Below are 17,681 nucleotides of genomic sequence, written 5' to 3' on the forward strand. Positions count from 1 at the left end.
TAAAGAAGCGATAACCCAAAGGGCGTCTGAAAAATCGGACATCCGTGCTGAATTACCCTACATCCAACCGGAGCTTCACATGAATAAGAAGACGTTTACCTTAGCAACTTTGGCGGCCAGCATGATGTTTGGCGTCGCGGCACAGGCAGCAACCACCAATCTTGGTGTGACAATCTATAAGTATGACGACAACTTTATGTCCGTGGTGCGTAAGGCGCTGGAAAACGATGCTAAGGCCGATCCTAGCGTTAAATTGCTGATGAATGACTCACAAAACGATCAGTCAAAACAAAACGATCAGGTTGACGTCTTGATGGCACGCGGCGTGAAAGGGCTTGCGATTAACCTTGTTGACCCCGCCGCTGCGCCAACGATTATTGATAAAGCTCGAGCCAACGATGTTCCGGTTGTTTTCTTCAACAAAGAACCTTCTCGTAAGGCATTGGATAGCTATGACAAAGCTTACTACGTTGGGACTGACTCCAAAGAGTCCGGCATCATTCAGGGGGAGCTAATCGCTAAACACTGGAAGGCTAATCCAAACTGGGATTTGAATAAAGACGGCGAAATCCAGTTCGTATTGCTCAAAGGTGAACCGGGTCATCCAGATGCCGAAGCACGTACCACGTACGTGGTGAAAAGCCTTAACGATAAAGGTATTAAAACCCAACAGCTGCAGCTAGATACGGCGATGTGGGATACGGCACAGGCCAAAGATAAAATGGACGCGTGGCTATCGGGTCCAAATGCAAACAAAATTGAAGTGGTTATCGCCAATAACGATGCGATGGCCATGGGCGCGGTTGAAGCACTGAAAGCACACAACAAAACCAATATTCCGGTATTTGGCGTGGATGCGTTGCCAGAAGCGCTGGCATTGGTTAAGTCGGGTGCCATGGCAGGGACCGTATTGAACGATGCGAACAACCAGGCTAAAGCGACCTTTGATTTGACCAAAAATCTGGCTGAAGGAAAACCTGCTGGCGAAGGCACTAACTGGAAAATCGACAATAAAATCGTTCGCGTTCCGTATGTCGGTGTCGATCAGGATAATCTGGCCCAGTTTATTAAGAAATAAGCGTCTACCCAGTATTTATAACAATAACCTATTAGTCCGATATTAACGGATGGTTCGCACAACGGCAGGGTTTATTTCGACCCTGCCGTTGTTTAACTGCCCAATTTCATTGGGCTGAGAATGCGTGTTTATTCAGGTGGGCGTTATGCCAGAGAACTCTTTTACCGATAGCTCGTTGACGAAAGCCCCTGTTTCCGAACAAATAACATCGGCGCCAGATCATCACGATGCAACTTATTTGCTGGAAATGGATAATATCAATAAGTCATTCCCCGGCGTAAAAGCGCTGGATAATGTCAATCTTCGTGTGCGTCCACACTCTATTCACGCCTTGATGGGCGAGAATGGGGCAGGGAAGTCCACGCTGTTAAAATGTTTGTTTGGCATTTACCAAAAGGATTCCGGCAGCATTATTTTTCAGGGAAAAGAGATTAATTTTAAGAGTGCTAAAGAAGCATTGGAACACGGTGTATCTATGGTACACCAAGAGCTTAATTTAGTGCTTCAGCGCAGCGTCATGGATAACATGTGGCTCGGACGTTATCCCATGAAAGGTATCTTTGTTGATCAGGACAAAATGTATCACGATACCAAAGCGATATTCGACGAGCTGGAAATTGATATCGATCCGCGTGAGAAAGTCGCTGGCTTGTCTGTATCTCAAATGCAGATGATCGAGATTGCCAAGGCATTTTCTTACAACGCTAAAATAGTCATTATGGATGAGCCTACGTCCTCTTTGACTGAAAAAGAAGTCAATCATCTGTTCACGATTATTCGTAAGCTAAAAGATCGTGGCTGCGGCATTGTGTATATCTCCCATAAAATGGAAGAGATATTTAAGCTGTGCGACGAAATTACCATTCTGCGCGATGGACAATGGATTGCTACCCAAACATTGGATGGCATGAATATGGACCAGATTATCTCAATGATGGTTGGCCGCTCGCTGACTCAGCGTTTTCCCGATCGTGTTAATACACCGGGGTCGGTAATCCTTGAGGTGAGGGAGCTAACTTCGCTACGTCAGCCTTCCATCCGCGATGTTTCCTTTGATTTACATGAAGGTGAAATATTAGGTATCGCTGGGCTGGTGGGCGCAAAACGCACCGATATCGTTGAGACACTGTTTGGTATTCGAGAAAAGGTCAAAGGTACGATCCGCCTGCGTGGTAAAGCGATTAATAACCATAGCGCGAACGAAGCTATCAACCATGGTTTTGCATTAGTTACCGAAGAACGCCGTTCAACGGGAATTTATGCCTATCTGGATATAGGCTTTAACTCGCTGATTTCAAATATTCGGAAATATAAAAATAAGGTTGGCCTGCTGGATAATCGCCGCATGAAAAGTGATACCCAGTGGGTTATCGATTCTATGCGGGTGAAAACGCCGGGTCATCACACTTCAATTGGTTCACTGTCTGGGGGAAATCAGCAAAAAGTAATTATTGGCCGCTGGTTGCTTACTCAGCCGGAGATCCTAATGCTGGATGAACCAACGCGTGGAATTGACGTTGGGGCTAAATTTGAAATTTACCAACTGATGACCGAGCTGGCAAAAAAAGGTAAGGGCATCATTATTATTTCATCTGAAATGCCTGAGTTATTGGGAATAACCGATCGCATATTAGTGATGAGTAATGGTCAGGTTGCCGGTATCGTTGATACCAAAAGAACTTCTCAGAATGAAATTCTGCGTCTGGCCTCTTTGCATCTGTAATGCAGCTTCTGTCGTATTTTAAGGGTTCCGAATATGAGCGTATTGAATAAAAAAAGCCTGTTTACTTATTTCAAAGAAGGCGGGATTTACGTTGTTTTGTTGGTGCTATTGGCCATTATTATTTTTCAGGATCCAACGTTTTTAAGCCTCATGAACCTGAGTAACATTCTTACTCAGTCTTCCGTGCGCATCATTATTGCACTAGGCGTTGCAGGGCTGATCGTGACTCAGGGGACAGACTTGTCCGCAGGGCGTCAGGTCGGATTGGCGGCAGTAATCGCTGCGACGCTGCTACAGTCGATGGATAACGTTAATAAGGTATTTCCAAATATTGATACTGTGCCGATTCCGGTTGTGATTCTGATCGTATGTGCCGTCGGCGCGGTGATTGGCTTGGTCAACGGTTTAATCATTGCCTATCTTAACGTGACGCCATTCATTACGACGTTGGGCACCATGATTATTGTATATGGCATAAACTCGCTGTATTACGACTACGTGGGAGCTTCTCCGGTGGCCGGATTTGCGCCTAATTTCTCTAATTTTGCGCAAGGATTCTTGCGCTTCGGTGATTTTAAACTTTCGTATATTACGTTCTATGCACTGATTGCCGTCGTATTTGTCTGGATCCTGTGGAACAAAACCCGCTTTGGTAAAAACATTTTTGCTATCGGGGGGAATCCCGAAGCCGCAAAAGTATCTGGCGTGAACGTGCCGTTAAATCTGATTATGGTTTATGCCTTGTCAGGCGTCTTTTACGCGTTCGGTGGGATGCTTGAAGCTGGGCGTATCGGTAGTGCTACAAATAACCTAGGCTTTATGTATGAGCTCGATGCTATCGCTGCCTGCGTAGTGGGCGGCGTATCGTTTAGCGGCGGTGTTGGTACGGTTATCGGCGTTGTGACGGGGGTTATCATCTTTACCGTTATCAACTACGGCTTAACCTATATCGGTGTGAATCCGTATTGGCAATACATTATCAAAGGCGCAATTATTATTTTCGCCGTAGCGCTTGATTCACTCAAATACGCGAAGAAGAAATAGTCTATCTGTAGTAAAAATCCGGGCGAAAGTTTAATACCGGTCGCTTAAGCGTGATTTTAGGGCTAGTACACCGCCCCGCGGTGTACTAGCCCCGTGTATCTCGATCTCTTAAACGATCAGCATTAGGTGAAAGTCTGGCTTTTTTGTTTATTCACCTCGGTATTTAGCAAACCATAAAAAACATTCTTCCAGTTTATAGGGTATTCCCGGCGCGTTATCTGTTATCCATTAATTATGGGTATACTGAGCGTTCATGAACCATACATATTTACTAGAATCAAACCAACAAAATAGATCGCCATAAGTATCGCGATGATGCTATGTATAACGCTATGGTATAGGTGCTTATGGTTTATTCGGTATGTTGCATAAAATATCGATATACTTCCGATAATAATGCTTAACGCAAAAAATAGTTTTGTATAAAAGTAATCCATATATTTTCCCATGCCTATATAGGCGATGAGAATGGTGAGTGCTATCAAAAATGCCACGATAAAAATCAATAGATATGCTTTTAACTTAACCAACTATAGGCACCAAGGCTATTTAATGGATTTTCTCTTAATAGAAAGAGTTTTGCGTTTTATGACTTTGTATCTGTATTTCTTATTGTTAGATGATGCATCTCTGACTTCGATCAACGTTCGGCTGACTGTCGGCAGTGAGTTTCAGTATCGTAGCCAAACGAAGGACAGTTAATCTTTGTCACTTTTCTCTCAAAACTTACTCCGCCGGTTTATCGGCGGTTTTTTCTTTTTGCAGCACTTGTTCAAGTTCTTGTAGCTGTTCTGGCGATACCGCCGGATAGCTTTGGGCGTCGGCCGGAACTTTATGCACCGCTGGGATTGGGATCATGGGGCCAAGAAAGCGTGGCTCTCGTTTCAGAATGTACAAATCGGTTAAGGCACCGAGTCTGGCACCAATTTCTCTGATTCTTATCATCATCATGTTTTTGGGCGAGGGGACGGCCAGACACTGTGCTTGAATGCCCATATGAAGCGCGATAAACAGGGCGCGTTCGCAGTGGAAGCGCTGGGTAATAATGGTGAAATCGTTGGTATCGAAAACTTTTCGCGTGCGGACAATCGAGTCCAGCGTTCTGAATCCGGCATAATCTAACACGATATCCCCGCTGGGAACGCCAGCCGTGATCAGGTCACGGCGCATGGTGACGGGCTCGTTGTAGCTTTCCAGTGCGTTATCGCCGCTCAGCAATAAGTAGTTTACTTTATTACTGTTGTAGGCGTTTAGCGCCCCTTGAATGCGGTAGCGATAGTACTGGTTGATAGTGCCGGTGCTGACATATTTCGCGGTGCCCAAGACCACACCCACCTGACGATGTGGCAAATCTTGTACTTCTTCATAAATATACGGCGCAGTTTTCCAGCTAATCCAGCGATCCAGACCAATAGCAGTCACCGCCAATAATATCGCGACGGTCAAAATACCGTATATCAGTCGTCTCCACATGATGATGCCTGCTGCGTCCGTTGTCGTTGTTAAATACGAGGCTACTTTACCCGCCAAGACGACGCAAGCAATCTGAAGAGGATTTTCCTAGCTTGATGATTTTTTGAACGGAATGGAAGGAGCGCAGCGATTATGCTGCGCTTGATGCTATCTCATTGGCGCGTTTTTACGCCAAAAATTAGAACGATGTGCGTTTATAGATACGGTATTGCGGCTGCCAGAAATTGCTTTCAATGGCTTGCAGCAATGCTTCATCTGATGTCAGAACCGCAACGCCTTGAAGCTGTGCTTCTTTAGCAACTTGGAAAGCAATGGAGCGGGAAACTTGCTGGATATCTTTGACATCCGGCAGCAGCGCACCTTTTCCTTCCAGAGCTAGAGGAGAGCAATCAGCCAAGGCGCGGCTTGCCGCCATCAACATGCCGTCGGTGACACGTTTGGCTCCCGAGGCCAGAACACCTAGACCTATACCTGGGAAGATATAAGAGTTATTGCACTGAGCAATAGGGAATACCTGGTCTTTATAGCTCACGGGGCCAAATGGGCTACCGGTCGCGACCAGCGCAGCGCCGTCGGTCCAGTTGATAATATCCTCTGGGCGCGCTTCGACGCGTGAAGTTGGATTCGACAGTGGCATCACAATCGGACGTGCGCAGTGGCTATGCATTTCACGGATAATCTCTTCGGTGAAAAGCCCCGGCTGCCCCGAGACGCCAATCAGAACCGTTGGTTTCGCGTTGCGCACCACTTCCAGCAGTGATATCGCGTCACTTTCAACGTTCCATTCGGTCAGAGAGGCGCTTTTTTGCACCAGCTTGCTTTGGAATTCCAGCAGGTTGGGCAGCTTATCTGTCAACAGACCAAAGCGATCTACCATGAATACGCGTGCACGTGCTTCATCGTCGCTAAGTCCTTCAGATTTCATCTGAGCGATGATTTGCTCTGCGATCCCACAGCCTGCAGAGCCTGCGCCGAGGAAGGTGATGGTTTGATCGCGCAGCTGACTACCGGCGGCGCGGCTAGCGGCAATTAAGCTTCCTAGCGTAACGGCGGCGGTGCCTTGGATATCATCATTAAAACAGCATAATTCATCGCGATACCGATTCAGCAACGGCGTAGCGTTTTTCTGAGCGAAATCTTCAAACTGTAACAGCACGTTTGGCCAACGACGCTTCACGGCCTGAATGAATTCATCGACGAAAGCATAATACTCATCGCCTGAAATACGCGGGTGACGCCATCCCATATACAGCGGGTCGTTTAGACGCTGTGGATTGTTAGTTCCGACATCTAGCACGACAGGCAGCGTGTAGGCAGGGCTAATCCCGCCGCAGGCGGTATAAAGAGACAGCTTACCGATAGGAATCCCCATGCCGCCGATGCCTTGGTCGCCCAAGCCGAGAATACGTTCGCCGTCTGTCACGACGATCACTTTAACGTTCTGCTTAGTGGCGTTTTGCAGCATGTCATCAATGCGATCGCGATTTGGATAAGAGATGAACAGGCCGCGTGCACGGCGGTAGATATCAGAGAAATGCTCACAGGCTTCACCCACCGTTGGGGTGTAGATGATCGGCATCATTTCACTCAGATGCGCGTCAAGCATGCGATAAAACAGCGTTTCGTTGGTATCTTGGATATTGCGCAGATAGATGTGCTTATCGTTATCGGTTTTAAAATCTAGGTACTGACGGTAGGCGCGTTCGGTTTGTTCTTCGATAGTTTCTACAGCTTCAGGTAACAGGCCATGCAGGTTGAAGTTACTGCGTTCTTCTTCGCTAAACGCACTGCCTTTGTTCAGCAGGGGAAACTCTAGCAGGATAGGGCCAGCGTAGGGGATGTATAACGGGCGTTTACTTTCGTATTCCAATTCCATGAGTAGCACTCTTATATGTCTATATGTCTATATGTCTATATGTCTATTGGTCGGGCGATATATTTATCTGAGAGAATAATACGTCATGCCGTCGATCCTAAGAGATACTATAAAGTTGTTCAATGGTTGTTATGGAAAGATGACATAAAGCTGGAGAAGTGAGAACTAAGTAACACTTTTTTACAGGATTTGGCGGGAAATAAAGACGCAGGGCCGAGTGGCCCTGCGAGTATGTGCTTTAAATTTGCGTGTGTTCGACCTGAGTACAACCTAACGCGTTGAGTGTCGCTTGGGTGGCATCCCACTGTGAGAACATCGTGCTTTTGGTTTCAACTAATACTGCACGACGGATCTGCAACACATCTTTACCGGAGACGTTCATCAAGATCAGTGCCGCCTGAAGCGGAGGCAAGCTTGGATTGAATGCGGCATTTTCAGCGTAGCGACCGCAGTAAACGTTGCCATCTGCTGCTTCCAACGCCACGCCGCTATAAGCTTGGCTGTATGGCGCATGGCTGCGGTTTGCCGCATCCATCGCCGCTTGAGCCAGTGCATCACCGCTGGTCAGTGACAGATTGTGATCTTCTTCATCCATCAGCAGCGTTTTGATCTCCAGATCGCGTGGCCCAAAGGCATCTGGCAGGTAATGCGCTAGCGTCGCTGGCTGGCGACCCGGTAAATGAATCGCTAGCTGGGTGCCGGTATTTAGCTCGTTCATAAACTGACGGCAGTGACCGCAAGGCGTGTAGTTTACGGTAATGGACGCCAAGGCTTTTTCGCCGCGTAACCATGCGTGGGTGACTGCGCATTGTTCAGCATGAATAGTCTGCTGCATAGGGGCACCCAAAAACTCCATATTGGCACCGAAATACAGGTTGCCGCTAACGCCGCGGGCAACTGCACCAACGTAGAATTTAGATATCGGAGCTAATGAGCAGGCCGCGGCTAAAGGTAGCAGGGCAAAAGCCAGTTCGCTGTCGTTCATGCCGGTCGCTTGTTTCAGGGTTTCAACCTGAGAAGCCGTAATGACAGCATGAAAATCGGCGTGATTAAGAATGGGTGAGAGCGCCGCCTGCAAAGCGGCTGGCAGTTGGCTGAATGCCGCGTCATAACGTGCGTGCATGGGGGAGCCTCTTAGTTAGTTACGGGAGAGTATTCTAGGCAAGCGATTGGCTCGGTTATGTGATTTTTGTCACTATTTCGATGTAATGAATGTAATGATTGTAAAAAATGAGAGATATATCGCAGGGTTTTTGTGATTTTTGCTTCTTTTTCCACTCTCCCAACGCGATGGGAAACGATAAGAGAGTGGAAAAACGCGTCTTAGCTAAAGAGATGAATCAGGATTGGGAATAAAAACGGGGCTAACAGCGAAGTGATTATCCCGCAGATAACCAGAGCTAATGAGCTGAATGCGCCTTCCTGAAAATCCATCTCAGCACAGCGTGCGGTGCCCAATGCGTGTGAGGCCGTACCCATAGCTAATCCACGAGATGCCTTGGTGCTGATTCTCATCAGGTTTAATAGCATATGACCAAACACCGCGCCCACAATACCAACGAAAATAACGCAAACGGCGCTGATGGCCGGAATGCCACCAATTGACTGAGCGACAGCCATCGCAATCGGTGTGGTGACTGATTTAGGCAATATCGAGGCAGCAATTTGTGGTGTTGCCCCCATCCATAGCGCAATCACGGTGCCGGAAACCATCGCGGTAACACTCCCAATAAAACAGATAGTGATGATAGATTTCCAACGTGCGCGAATCTGGTGAATCTGTTCATAAAGCGGAAATGCTAATGCCACGACGGCAGGCTGCAACAGGCTATTAAGCGTAGAGCTCCCCGCAAAGTAATGTTCATAGGGAATTCGCAGCGCTAATAACAAGGGAATAATAATCACCATTGAAACTAGCAAAGGATTTAATAACGGCATGTTGAGTTTTTGCGCGATGCGACGGGCACCGAAAAAGACCAACAGCGTCAGCGGTAATGACCACCAAATATAAGCCATTATTTTTCCTCCTCGCTGCCGTCTGTTGCCTCTCCGATGATACGTTCACGATGTACCATATGAGAGCTATAGGCGACGACAACCATAATAACCAACGTACTGATAAGGCATGACACTACGATAGGACCGAACTGCTTGACGACTACGTCATAATACTGCATCACACCGACGCCGATGGGCACGAACAACAGTGCCATGTAGCGGATCAAAATATTACAACCGGGCTTCACCCATTTTGCCGGCATAATCTGCGAGGCTAGGAGGGCGAATAAGATCAGCATGCCAATGATGCTGCCGGGGATGGTGATTGGCAGCAGCGTCGAAATCGCATTACCGGCGAATAAACACAGGTAAATTAATATGAACGCTCTCAAATACTGCCAGCAAACTGAAATTGCTTTTGACATCAGTGAATACCTAAGAAAGAAAACGCATTCATCATACAATTAAATTCAGAAATGTGCTACTGATCACATCATGAAAACAAGTTATCGCAATCATGCCATTTATGAAGGTTTATCTATCGACGATGTGGCACTGGAATCAACCTTCAGAGTGTTGGATAGAGGCACCGGAAAGTCGGTAGCCGTACCAGAAGAAACCTAAACCCAGCAGCGAAACGGCGACTAGCACATAGAAAAGCGTAGTGGGTGGGGCGAAAGATAACAAAAAACCGCACAGGATGGGGTTCACGGCACCACCCAAATTCCCCAGATTTTGTACTCCGTAGTAGCTCCCTTTTAAATGCGGAGGGGCAATAAAGTCGATAAACAGATATTCGACGGGGATAACAATCACTTCTCCGAGCGTGAAAATGGCCATTGCGACCATCCACATAGGAATGGATCGATCGGCCAGCGCGAAACCCACTAAGCCAAAACAGAAAAACAACGTGCCTGCGGTTAGCCAGCGCAGCAGGTTTGTACTGTTCATATTTCGGCTGAGCAGATACTGAAGGCAAATCACCACGGTGGCGTTTACCGTCATGACGGATCCAATCACCTGATAGGCAAACTGTGCATTGCTGACGGTAATCAGATACTGAGAAAGATAGCCGGTGAATTGACCGGCGACCACCGCTCCCATTGTGCTACCGAGAGTAAAAAAGATTAAGCGGCGATCGTGACTCAGGATCTTAAATGTGGCACTAAAATTTAAGCGTTGCTCGGTAAAAACGGCATCGCCGTTATTGGGCGGCAAGCCGTAGCCATCAAGACGCAGCCAGAGGGTTAGACCCACTAAAAAAGCCAGCATGCCAGAAAGGAAAAAAGGCAGCATGGGGTAATAAGAAGCGGCAAATACGCCGAGCGCAGGGCCTACCGCCCAGCCAACATTGACCAACGTGTAGTTCATTGAAAAACCGCGGATGCGTTCGCTTACGGGAAGCCATTCAGCGAAGCAGGCTTTGATGGCAATACTAAAAACAGAATAGGCAGCGTGCAACAAGGCAAGTACGGGAACCATCCACCACACGTTACCCAGCCAAGGCATTATGCAGAATGTCATGGCGAATAGTGCAATGCTGAGGATCATCAGGTGGTGCTTGTTAAATTTATCGACTAAGTATCCACCATAGAAGCTGCTCACAATGCCTATGGCGAGACTGATCCCTAAAATTAATCCAACGCCTTCAGGTTTTAAATGAAAATGCTCAGTCATGTAGATAGTGATAAAAGGCAGGGTGATAGCACGACCAATGGTTAATATCAGTGATGATATTAATAGCAGGGTAATTAATGGCGGAAATCCTTTCAGTCTCATGTATTGATTTCTTATTATGTGTGGTTTTACGAATGCTGGAGTCGGTGACGAGCACGATAATTATGGAGTGTATTAGAAAAATTCTAATCAGCTAGGGTAAACAATAAATTCAGTAAGTTATTTATAATTTGTGGCTTATTTGATGATCAATAACTGTCAAAAACCAGAAAGCATAAAGAAAATACTGCTTCAAAAAAATAATGGGTTAAAAGGTTTCAATGGCAATCCGTTACCATTGGTTTTCGATACTAGCTTAAGTTACTCAGATGCGACAAGGAACAGCTGTGACCACTCATGAATTTGATTTTTATAGATGAATTTTATTGTAGGAAAGGGCGATAAGGCGGTGCTAACAGTAAGGTAAGCGAGGCAGGGGTATGATTCTGGCTGAGATTTATTGCAGAAATCCAGCATTTCACTTTCATCAATCAGCGGTGTGGGATCATATCTGGACTCATAATAAAAGGCCTTAGATATCCATTCGTAATATTCATTGTAATTATAAATTAACTGCATAATATCCTCTCATCAATAATTGGAGTAAGACAAAACATGCCAAGGTGATATTTTGTTTTTAAAATGAGAGTAATGCCAGCGCTATTTTAATATTTAATAATTACAGATTGTAATTTCCTAATATAAAACTAGACAATAAGGGACGAAAAGGGCGGCAGATAGTGATAAAAATAAGCACTTATTTTATGTGGAATTATTTAAGGCTGTGTTGTTTTTAACTAAAAAATACAAGAGCCTATATGGCTCTTGTATTTGATAAGATAAAAAAGAATTAAACGCCCAACCGATCGCGGATTGTATAATATGCTGCACCAATAGCGGTGAACGGAATCTGTAGATTCCTCCCCCCAAAGAACGGAAGGTGTGGCAGTTTGGCGAAGGCGTCGAAACGCTCAGCGTCACCACGCAGGACTTCTGAAATCAGTTTGCCGGCCAAATGCGTGCAGGTGACTCCGTGCCCGCTATAGCCTTGCATGTAGTAAATATTGTTCTCAAGTCGGCCAAATTGCGGCATGCGTGATAGGGTGAGCAGGAAATTCCCTGTCCAGCGATAGTCTATTTTGACCCCTTTTAGCTGCGGGAATGTTTTCAACAGTTTTGGCACGATCAGATTGTCGATATCATCAGGATCGCGTGCACCATAGACCACGCCGCCACCGTATAGCAGACGGTTATCCCCCGTTAGACGGTAGTAATCGAGCAGATAGTTACAGTCTTCTACGCAATAGTTCTTAGGTAGTAATGACGCTGCAACCTCTGGTTGTAACGGTTCGGTGGTAACAATCTGCGTTCCGCACGGCATGCTGCGACGCGCTAATTCAGGCTCCACTTTGTTACCTAAATAGGCATTACCTGCGACGATGACGTATTTTGCCTGTACCTGACCTTTTTCGGTGATAACGGTTGCTGGCGTGCCGTGGTTGATTTTTACCACCGCAGATTGTTCAAAGATACGACCGCCCTGTAAGCGAATGGCTTCTGCTTCACCCAGAGCTAGATTTAAAGGATGAATATGGCCGCCGCTGTGATCCAATAAGCCACCGACATAGCGGTCGGACGCGATTTCTTCACGTACTCGGTCTGAATCCAACAATTCGAGTTGCGTATTGCCGTATCGCTCCCAATGGGCTTTCTGTTCGATCAGGGTGTGATATTGTTTGTTATTCAGCGCAACAAAAATACCACCCGGTTGGTAATCACAGTCGATCGCGTAGCGCTTGATACGTTGGCGAATAATTTCAGCACCTTCAAACATCATGCTGCCGAGCATTCTGGCCGTGTCCATGCCGTAGCGCTGCTCGATAACGTCAATATCGCGACTATACGAGTTCACCAGTTGACCGCCGTTACGGCCGCTGGCACCGAAACCGATACGCGCAGATTCTAAGAGCACGACGTCGTAGCCTGCTTCAACCAGATGCAGTGCGGAGGATAACCCCGTGTAGCCGCCGCCGATAATGCACACGTCGCACTGGACGGATTCGGTTAACTGTGGATAGGGCGCGTGTGGATTCGCGCTGGCGGCATAATAGCTGTTTACATGTTCTGTCATGATATTTACTCCAGCGAAATCCAGATGGTTTTTAATTCGGTAAATTTTTCTAAGGCGTGCAGAGACTTATCGCGCCCGTTACCGCTTTGTTTATAGCCGCCGAACGGTACGGTCATGTCGCCATCGTTGTAGTTGTTCACGAATACCGAACCCGCTTTGAGGCGGCGAGACAGGCGGTGAGCTTTAGACAGGTCGCGCGTCCAGATCGCCGCACCTAAGCCATAATCGCTGTCGTTGGCCAGGTCTAAAGCCTGCTGTTCGGTGGTAAACGTTGAGACGGCAAGCACAGGGCCAAAGATTTCTTCACGCGCAATGCGCATGTGATTGCTGACGTCGGTAAATATGGTGGGGCCGAGATAACCCCCGTGCTCGCCTTGGGCGTGATCGCGGCCGTCGAGATACAGCGTGGCGCCTTCGGCAATGCCTTGCTGAACATATTCTTGTACTTTAGAGCAGTGCTCAGCATCAATCAGCGTACCCATCACGCTTTCAGGATCGAGTGGGTTACCAGGCCGATAGGCCGCAGCCTGATCGCGCAAGGCGGCAAGAAATTCCTCTTTGATGTTTTCTTCGACCAGCAAGCGCGTACCTGCAATGCACACCTGTCCTTGGTTATAGAAAATGCCAGCCGCCGCATTAGCCGCGGCTTTTTGCAAGTCGGGACAGTCAGCAAAAATGATATTGGCGCTTTTGCCACCGGCTTCTAGCCATACGCGCTTCATGTTGGAGTCGCCCGCGTCTTTCAGTAGCTGTTTTGCTGTACGGGTAGAACCGGTAAATGTCAGCACATCAACGTCAGGATGGCGGGAGAGTGCCTGTCCAGCGCCTTGGCCGAAGCCTGAAATCACGCTAAGCACACCGTCGGGTAAGCCAGCTTCTTTGGCTAACCCCGCGACGCGCAGCGCAGTGAGTGGCGATTTTTCTGAGGGCTTGAGTATGACGCTGTTGCCTGCCGCCAGCGCGGGGCCGAGTTTCCAGCAGGCGAGTAGCAGTGGGAAATTCCAAGGAACAATAGCAGCTACCACGCCAACCGGTTCACGCTCAATCAATGCCAGCGCATCTTGGCTGGTCGGGGCAATTTCGCCATAGACTTTGTCAATCGCTTCGGCATACCAGCGCAGTGAGCGAATGGCGCCAGGGATATCATCGCGCAGGCTGTGGCGAATCGGCTTGCCGGTATCCAGTGTTTCCAGCAGCGCCAGCTCCTCGTGATGTTGTTCCATCAAATCAGCCAGCTTCATCAATATGGATTTACGCTTAGCTGGGGTAGCGCGTGACCAGTCGCCGCGCTCAAAAACTTCGCGCGCTGCGCTGACGGCCTGATTCACATCGTGCTCATTTCCCTGAGCGACGCGAACCAGCTCACGCTGACCCGCAGGATCTTCCACTGAAAACTGTGCGCCATCGGCGGCCTGCTGATAACGGCCATTGATAAACAGTCGATTCTCAATCTCTAGGGCCTTCGCCCGTTGCTGCCAGTACTGCAAGTTGTGAAAGTCCATGCATTCCCCTTAATTCCCGCCGTGACAGGCTCCGCCGTGCGTTAGCAGCGAGGCCTGTATTTTGGGTATTTATCTATGTAACCAACATATGCATTAGAACGTCGTTGGCGTGTGGGCGCTGATAATGCGGCATATACGCGCTGACGTATTACTGAAGCTATGGGGAATACCAGTGTTAATGGCATAACTCTGTCCCGCTTCAAGGTGATATACCTGACCATTAATTGTCAGCATCACTTCCCCTTCCAACAGGGTGCCAATCTCTTCACCCTGATGTTTTATGCGTTCACCGGTTGTGGTTCCGGGTTCGTAAGTCTCAATCATCATGGCCAACGTGCGGTTAGGATTTCCGTTATGAATTAGCTTCATGGAAACTCCCTGGCTGCCAATTTCGATTAAGTCTTCGGCATTAATCACAACCTGTGGTTCATCCGGTTTTTCCTGTTCGGCAAAAAACTCCGACAGCGACAACCCATAGACCTTGAGCAGTTTTTGCAAGGTGCTAATTGCTGGGCTGACTTTATCTTGCTCAATGGTGCTAATCGCACTGTGCGTTAATCCAGACAGTTCAGCTGCCCTGCGCTGTGACAAACCCAGTTGTTGACGGATATGTGACAGGCGTTTTCCTGGCGCCAAGCTGACATCGCTCATATGCATACTTCCTTATTGATAGTTCTTGTCAGGCTGGCTGCTTTTTTCAGCACTGGCTTTCTGACAAGCGGTGATAAAACCTTCAAACAACAAGCGGGATAGGGCGTATTCATCGCTGTTCCATTCAGGATGCCACTGCACGCCTAAAGCAAAGGGGTGATCGTGAACGCTCACGGCTTCCACTAATCCATCCGATGCCTTGGCTTCCACGCGCAGCAAAGGCCCCAGCGTTTTTGCGCCCTGGCCGTGCAATGAGTTAACCCAAAACTTGTTGCAACCCGGTACTAATTTTGAAAGCAAACCCCCATCTTGTACCAGCACTTCATGAGAAGGGGCATATTGTTGTTCAAGCGGTAACTCAGGATCTTCGCGGTGTTCCAACAGCTCAGGCTGTTCATAGAGACGGCGATAGAGTGTGCCACCGGTTGCCACCACCATTTCTTGTAACCCTCGGCAGATGGCGAAAAGGGGAATGCGCCTTTCGAGTGCGATGCTAATTAGCGCCAGACTCAAACTATCACGCCCAGGATCGGCGTCAGGCTCATCGCCGTTTTCACCATATAGGTGCGGCTGCACATTGCTTGGGCTACCTGGCAGCATAATGCCGTCCAGATGAGGAAGAAGCGTTTCCAGTAATTCCGGCTCTGCTAGCGCATGGGGCAAAGCGACTGGCACGCCACCGGCATTCAATACGGCATTTAGGTACTTTTCTTGCAAGGTCTGCGTTAAGTGTCCGTGCACCCTGTTCCTACACATGACAACACCGATTACCGGCCTGTTAAATATATTGCCCATACCACCCTCTCCGCTTGGTCTAAATTATGAACATATTGCTTCCATACAGCGCTTTTCCGTTCAATATTTTCTCAATCTAGCAGTGGTAAGCCCAATATTCAAACTAATTGCAACACTTGCGAAACATTTTATTTGCATCTACATTTCAATTGTGGACATTATATCGAGCAACTCAAAGGGTCAGATCCACGGTCTTCAATCAATGGCGGGTGAATCATGCAAACCAATATCGTAGAAGTTGAAAATTTTGTTCAGCATAGCGAAGAGAGACGAAGTAGCGCGTTTCAACGCGAAGTTAAAAATTATTTGGAACGCTATCCCTCAACGCAGCATGTGGATGTACTCCTAACCGACCTTAATGGTTGTTTCCGCGGGAAAAGAATTCCTGTTGCAGGTTTGAAAAAACTGGAGAAAGGGTGCTATTTCCCCGCTTCGGTGTTTGCGATGGATATTCTTGGCAACGTGGTTGAAGAGTCCGGTTTAGGACAAGAATTAGGCGAACCAGATCGCACCTGTGTGCCGGTATTGGGTTCGCTAACGCCGTCGGCGGCAGACCCTGAGTTTATCGGTCAGGTTCTTCTGACCATGCTGGATGAAGATGGTACTCCCTTTGACGTTGAGCCACGTAACGTGCTGAATAATGTCTGGCAGCAACTACGCCAGCGCGGATTATTCCCCGTGGTAGCGGTAGAGCTGGAGTTCTATCTCATCGATCGACAACGTGATGCGGAAGGGTATCTACAACCGCCATGTGCGCCGGGGACGCAAGAGCGAAATACGCAGAGTCAGGTTTATTCCGTTGATAACCTGAATCATTTTGCTGATGTTCTCAGCGATATCGATGAGCTGGCAAAACTGCAACAAATTCCTGCCGATGGTGCCGTTGCCGAAGCCTCCCCGGGGCAGTTCGAAGTTAACCTCAACCATACCGATAACGTGTTGCAGGCCTGCGATCATGCGCTGTCTCTGAAGCGACTGGTGCGTATGGTGGCTGAAAACCATGATATGCATGCCACCTTTATGGCAAAACCCTATGAAGAACATGCTGGCAGCGGGATGCACATTCACATCAGCATGCTGGATAGCAAAGGTCAGAACGTATTTGCCGATGATGACGGCGAAGATTCTCTGCTATTGAAGAAAGCGCTTGCCGGGATGATGGAATTAATGCCTGCCTCTATGGCGCTGTTGGCACCTAACGTCAACGCTTTCCGTCGTTTCCAACCGGGAATGTATGTACCGACTCAGGCCTCTTGGGGGCATAACAACCGAACCGTGGCGCTGCGCATTCCGTGCGGCGATCGTGACAGCCACCGTGTTGAATATCGCGTAGCGGGCGCTGATGCCAACCCTTATCTGGTGATGGCCACGGTTCTTGCCGGCATTTTGCACGGCTTAGACAACGACCTCACGCTGGCAGAGCCGATCACCGGCAACGGTATTGAGCAAGAGGGTTTACCTTTCCCGATCCGCCAAAGCGATGCTCTGTATGAATTTGAAGAACAGCAGGCGCTGCGCTCGCTGCTCGGAGAGCGTTTCAGCCATGTTTACCATGCTTGTAAGACCGATGAGCTGATTCAGTTCGAGCGTATGGTGACTGATACTGAAATTGACTGGATGTTGAAGAACGCCTGATCCCTTGATTTTTCAAATGGTAGATGCGTTGGCTGCTTTCGATCGCCCCAGTCACTGAC

At 48.0% G+C, this 17,681-nt stretch carries 14 protein-coding genes; 4 read left to right on the forward strand and 10 right to left on the reverse strand.

Annotation, left to right across the window (positions count from 1 at the left end; translation table 11 throughout):
- The first annotated feature begins 79 nt into the window (after positions 1–79).
- The 3 genes from mglB (at position 80) to mglC (ending at position 3,845) form a co-directional block, all read left to right on the forward strand.
- Positions 80–1,078, forward strand: a complete 999-nt coding sequence (gene mglB, locus HMPREF3091_RS15305) for a galactose/glucose ABC transporter substrate-binding protein MglB (protein ID WP_070716795.1) — start codon at positions 80–82, stop codon at positions 1,076–1,078.
- Positions 1,079–1,223: 145 nt separating this feature from the next.
- Positions 1,224–2,801 carry a galactose/methyl galactoside ABC transporter ATP-binding protein MglA gene (gene mglA / locus HMPREF3091_RS15310; RefSeq protein WP_083321439.1) on the forward strand — a complete coding sequence of 526 codons (1,578 nt, stop codon included), beginning with the start codon at positions 1,224–1,226 and terminating at the stop codon, positions 2,799–2,801.
- Between the two features lie 33 nt (positions 2,802–2,834).
- Positions 2,835–3,845, forward strand: coding sequence for a galactose/methyl galactoside ABC transporter permease MglC (gene mglC / locus HMPREF3091_RS15315; RefSeq protein ID WP_004096093.1), 1,011 nt, complete (start codon positions 2,835–2,837; stop codon positions 3,843–3,845).
- A 726-nt stretch (positions 3,846–4,571) separates the two neighbouring features.
- Here the strand turns inward: mglC and sanA are convergent.
- The 10 genes from sanA to puuD all read right to left on the reverse strand — a co-directional run bounded on the left by sanA (position 4,572) and on the right by puuD (position 15,987).
- Positions 4,572–5,318 carry an outer membrane permeability protein SanA gene (gene sanA, locus HMPREF3091_RS15325; RefSeq protein WP_004096090.1) on the reverse strand — a complete coding sequence of 249 codons (747 nt, stop codon included), beginning with the start codon at positions 5,316–5,318 and terminating at the stop codon, positions 4,572–4,574.
- Between the two features lie 178 nt (positions 5,319–5,496).
- Entirely contained in the window at positions 5,497–7,194 is a 1,698-nt protein-coding gene (locus tag HMPREF3091_RS15330) for an NAD-dependent malic enzyme (protein ID WP_070716801.1), read from the reverse strand.
- Positions 7,195–7,432: 238 nt separating this feature from the next.
- Entirely contained in the window at positions 7,433–8,317 is an 885-nt protein-coding gene (gene cdd / locus HMPREF3091_RS15335; RefSeq protein WP_070716804.1) for a cytidine deaminase, read from the reverse strand.
- 200 nt (positions 8,318–8,517) lie between these two features.
- Positions 8,518–9,210 carry a CidB/LrgB family autolysis modulator gene (locus tag HMPREF3091_RS15340; RefSeq protein WP_004096085.1) on the reverse strand — a complete coding sequence of 231 codons (693 nt, stop codon included), beginning with the start codon at positions 9,208–9,210 and terminating at the stop codon, positions 8,518–8,520.
- On the reverse strand, positions 9,210–9,617 hold the full coding sequence (locus HMPREF3091_RS15345; protein ID WP_070716807.1) for a CidA/LrgA family protein: 408 nt from the start codon (positions 9,615–9,617) through the stop codon (positions 9,210–9,212). Before HMPREF3091_RS15345 ends, HMPREF3091_RS15340 begins: the two co-directional genes overlap by 1 nt.
- 136 nt (positions 9,618–9,753) lie before the next feature.
- Positions 9,754–10,965 (reverse strand): MFS transporter, encoded by a 1,212-nt coding sequence (locus tag HMPREF3091_RS15350; protein ID WP_070717169.1) that lies wholly within the window; start codon positions 10,963–10,965, stop codon positions 9,754–9,756.
- A 793-nt stretch (positions 10,966–11,758) separates the two neighbouring features.
- Positions 11,759–13,039 carry an NAD(P)/FAD-dependent oxidoreductase gene (locus HMPREF3091_RS15360; RefSeq protein ID WP_004096078.1) on the reverse strand — a complete coding sequence of 427 codons (1,281 nt, stop codon included), beginning with the start codon at positions 13,037–13,039 and terminating at the stop codon, positions 11,759–11,761.
- A 5-nt stretch (positions 13,040–13,044) separates the two neighbouring features.
- Positions 13,045–14,541 carry an aldehyde dehydrogenase PuuC gene (gene puuC, locus HMPREF3091_RS15365; protein ID WP_070716816.1) on the reverse strand — a complete coding sequence of 499 codons (1,497 nt, stop codon included), beginning with the start codon at positions 14,539–14,541 and terminating at the stop codon, positions 13,045–13,047.
- Between the two features lie 93 nt (positions 14,542–14,634).
- Entirely contained in the window at positions 14,635–15,192 is a 558-nt protein-coding gene (puuR, locus tag HMPREF3091_RS15370) for an HTH-type transcriptional regulator PuuR (RefSeq protein ID WP_008812899.1), read from the reverse strand.
- Between the two features lie 12 nt (positions 15,193–15,204).
- Positions 15,205–15,987, reverse strand: coding sequence for a gamma-glutamyl-gamma-aminobutyrate hydrolase (gene puuD / locus HMPREF3091_RS15375; RefSeq protein ID WP_070716819.1), 783 nt, complete (start codon positions 15,985–15,987; stop codon positions 15,205–15,207).
- A gap of 216 nt (positions 15,988–16,203) precedes the next feature.
- Between puuD and HMPREF3091_RS15380 the strand changes: the two genes are divergently transcribed.
- A complete protein-coding gene (locus tag HMPREF3091_RS15380) occupies positions 16,204–17,622 on the forward strand; it encodes a glutamine synthetase family protein (RefSeq protein ID WP_070716822.1) in 1,419 nt (472 codons plus the stop codon).
- The last annotated feature ends 59 nt before the right edge of the window (positions 17,623–17,681 follow it).

Origin of the sequence: Hafnia sp. HMSC23F03 (genome assembly GCF_001816025.1) — a bacterium.
In the GTDB taxonomy this organism is placed as follows: domain Bacteria; phylum Pseudomonadota; class Gammaproteobacteria; order Enterobacterales; family Enterobacteriaceae; genus Hafnia; species Hafnia paralvei.

Coding starts and splice junctions, on each gene's coding strand:
- puuD (WP_070716819.1), bottom strand. CDS start 15,987: ATGGGCAATATATTTAACAGGCCGGTAATCGGTGTTGTCATGTGTAGG.
- mglA (WP_083321439.1), top strand. CDS start 1,224: ATGCCAGAGAACTCTTTTACCGATAGCTCGTTGACGAAAGCCCCTGTT.
- HMPREF3091_RS15360 (WP_004096078.1), bottom strand. CDS start 13,039: ATGACAGAACATGTAAACAGCTATTATGCCGCCAGCGCGAATCCACAC.
- puuR (WP_008812899.1), bottom strand. CDS start 15,192: ATGAGCGATGTCAGCTTGGCGCCAGGAAAACGCCTGTCACATATCCGT.
- mglB (WP_070716795.1), top strand. CDS start 80: ATGAATAAGAAGACGTTTACCTTAGCAACTTTGGCGGCCAGCATGATG.
- puuC (WP_070716816.1), bottom strand. CDS start 14,541: ATGGACTTTCACAACTTGCAGTACTGGCAGCAACGGGCGAAGGCCCTA.
- sanA (WP_004096090.1), bottom strand. CDS start 5,318: ATGTGGAGACGACTGATATACGGTATTTTGACCGTCGCGATATTATTG.
- HMPREF3091_RS15340 (WP_004096085.1), bottom strand. CDS start 9,210: ATGGCTTATATTTGGTGGTCATTACCGCTGACGCTGTTGGTCTTTTTC.
- mglC (WP_004096093.1), top strand. CDS start 2,835: ATGAGCGTATTGAATAAAAAAAGCCTGTTTACTTATTTCAAAGAAGGC.
- HMPREF3091_RS15380 (WP_070716822.1), top strand. CDS start 16,204: ATGCAAACCAATATCGTAGAAGTTGAAAATTTTGTTCAGCATAGCGAA.
- HMPREF3091_RS15345 (WP_070716807.1), bottom strand. CDS start 9,617: ATGTCAAAAGCAATTTCAGTTTGCTGGCAGTATTTGAGAGCGTTCATA.
- cdd (WP_070716804.1), bottom strand. CDS start 8,317: ATGCACGCACGTTATGACGCGGCATTCAGCCAACTGCCAGCCGCTTTG.
- HMPREF3091_RS15330 (WP_070716801.1), bottom strand. CDS start 7,194: ATGGAATTGGAATACGAAAGTAAACGCCCGTTATACATCCCCTACGCT.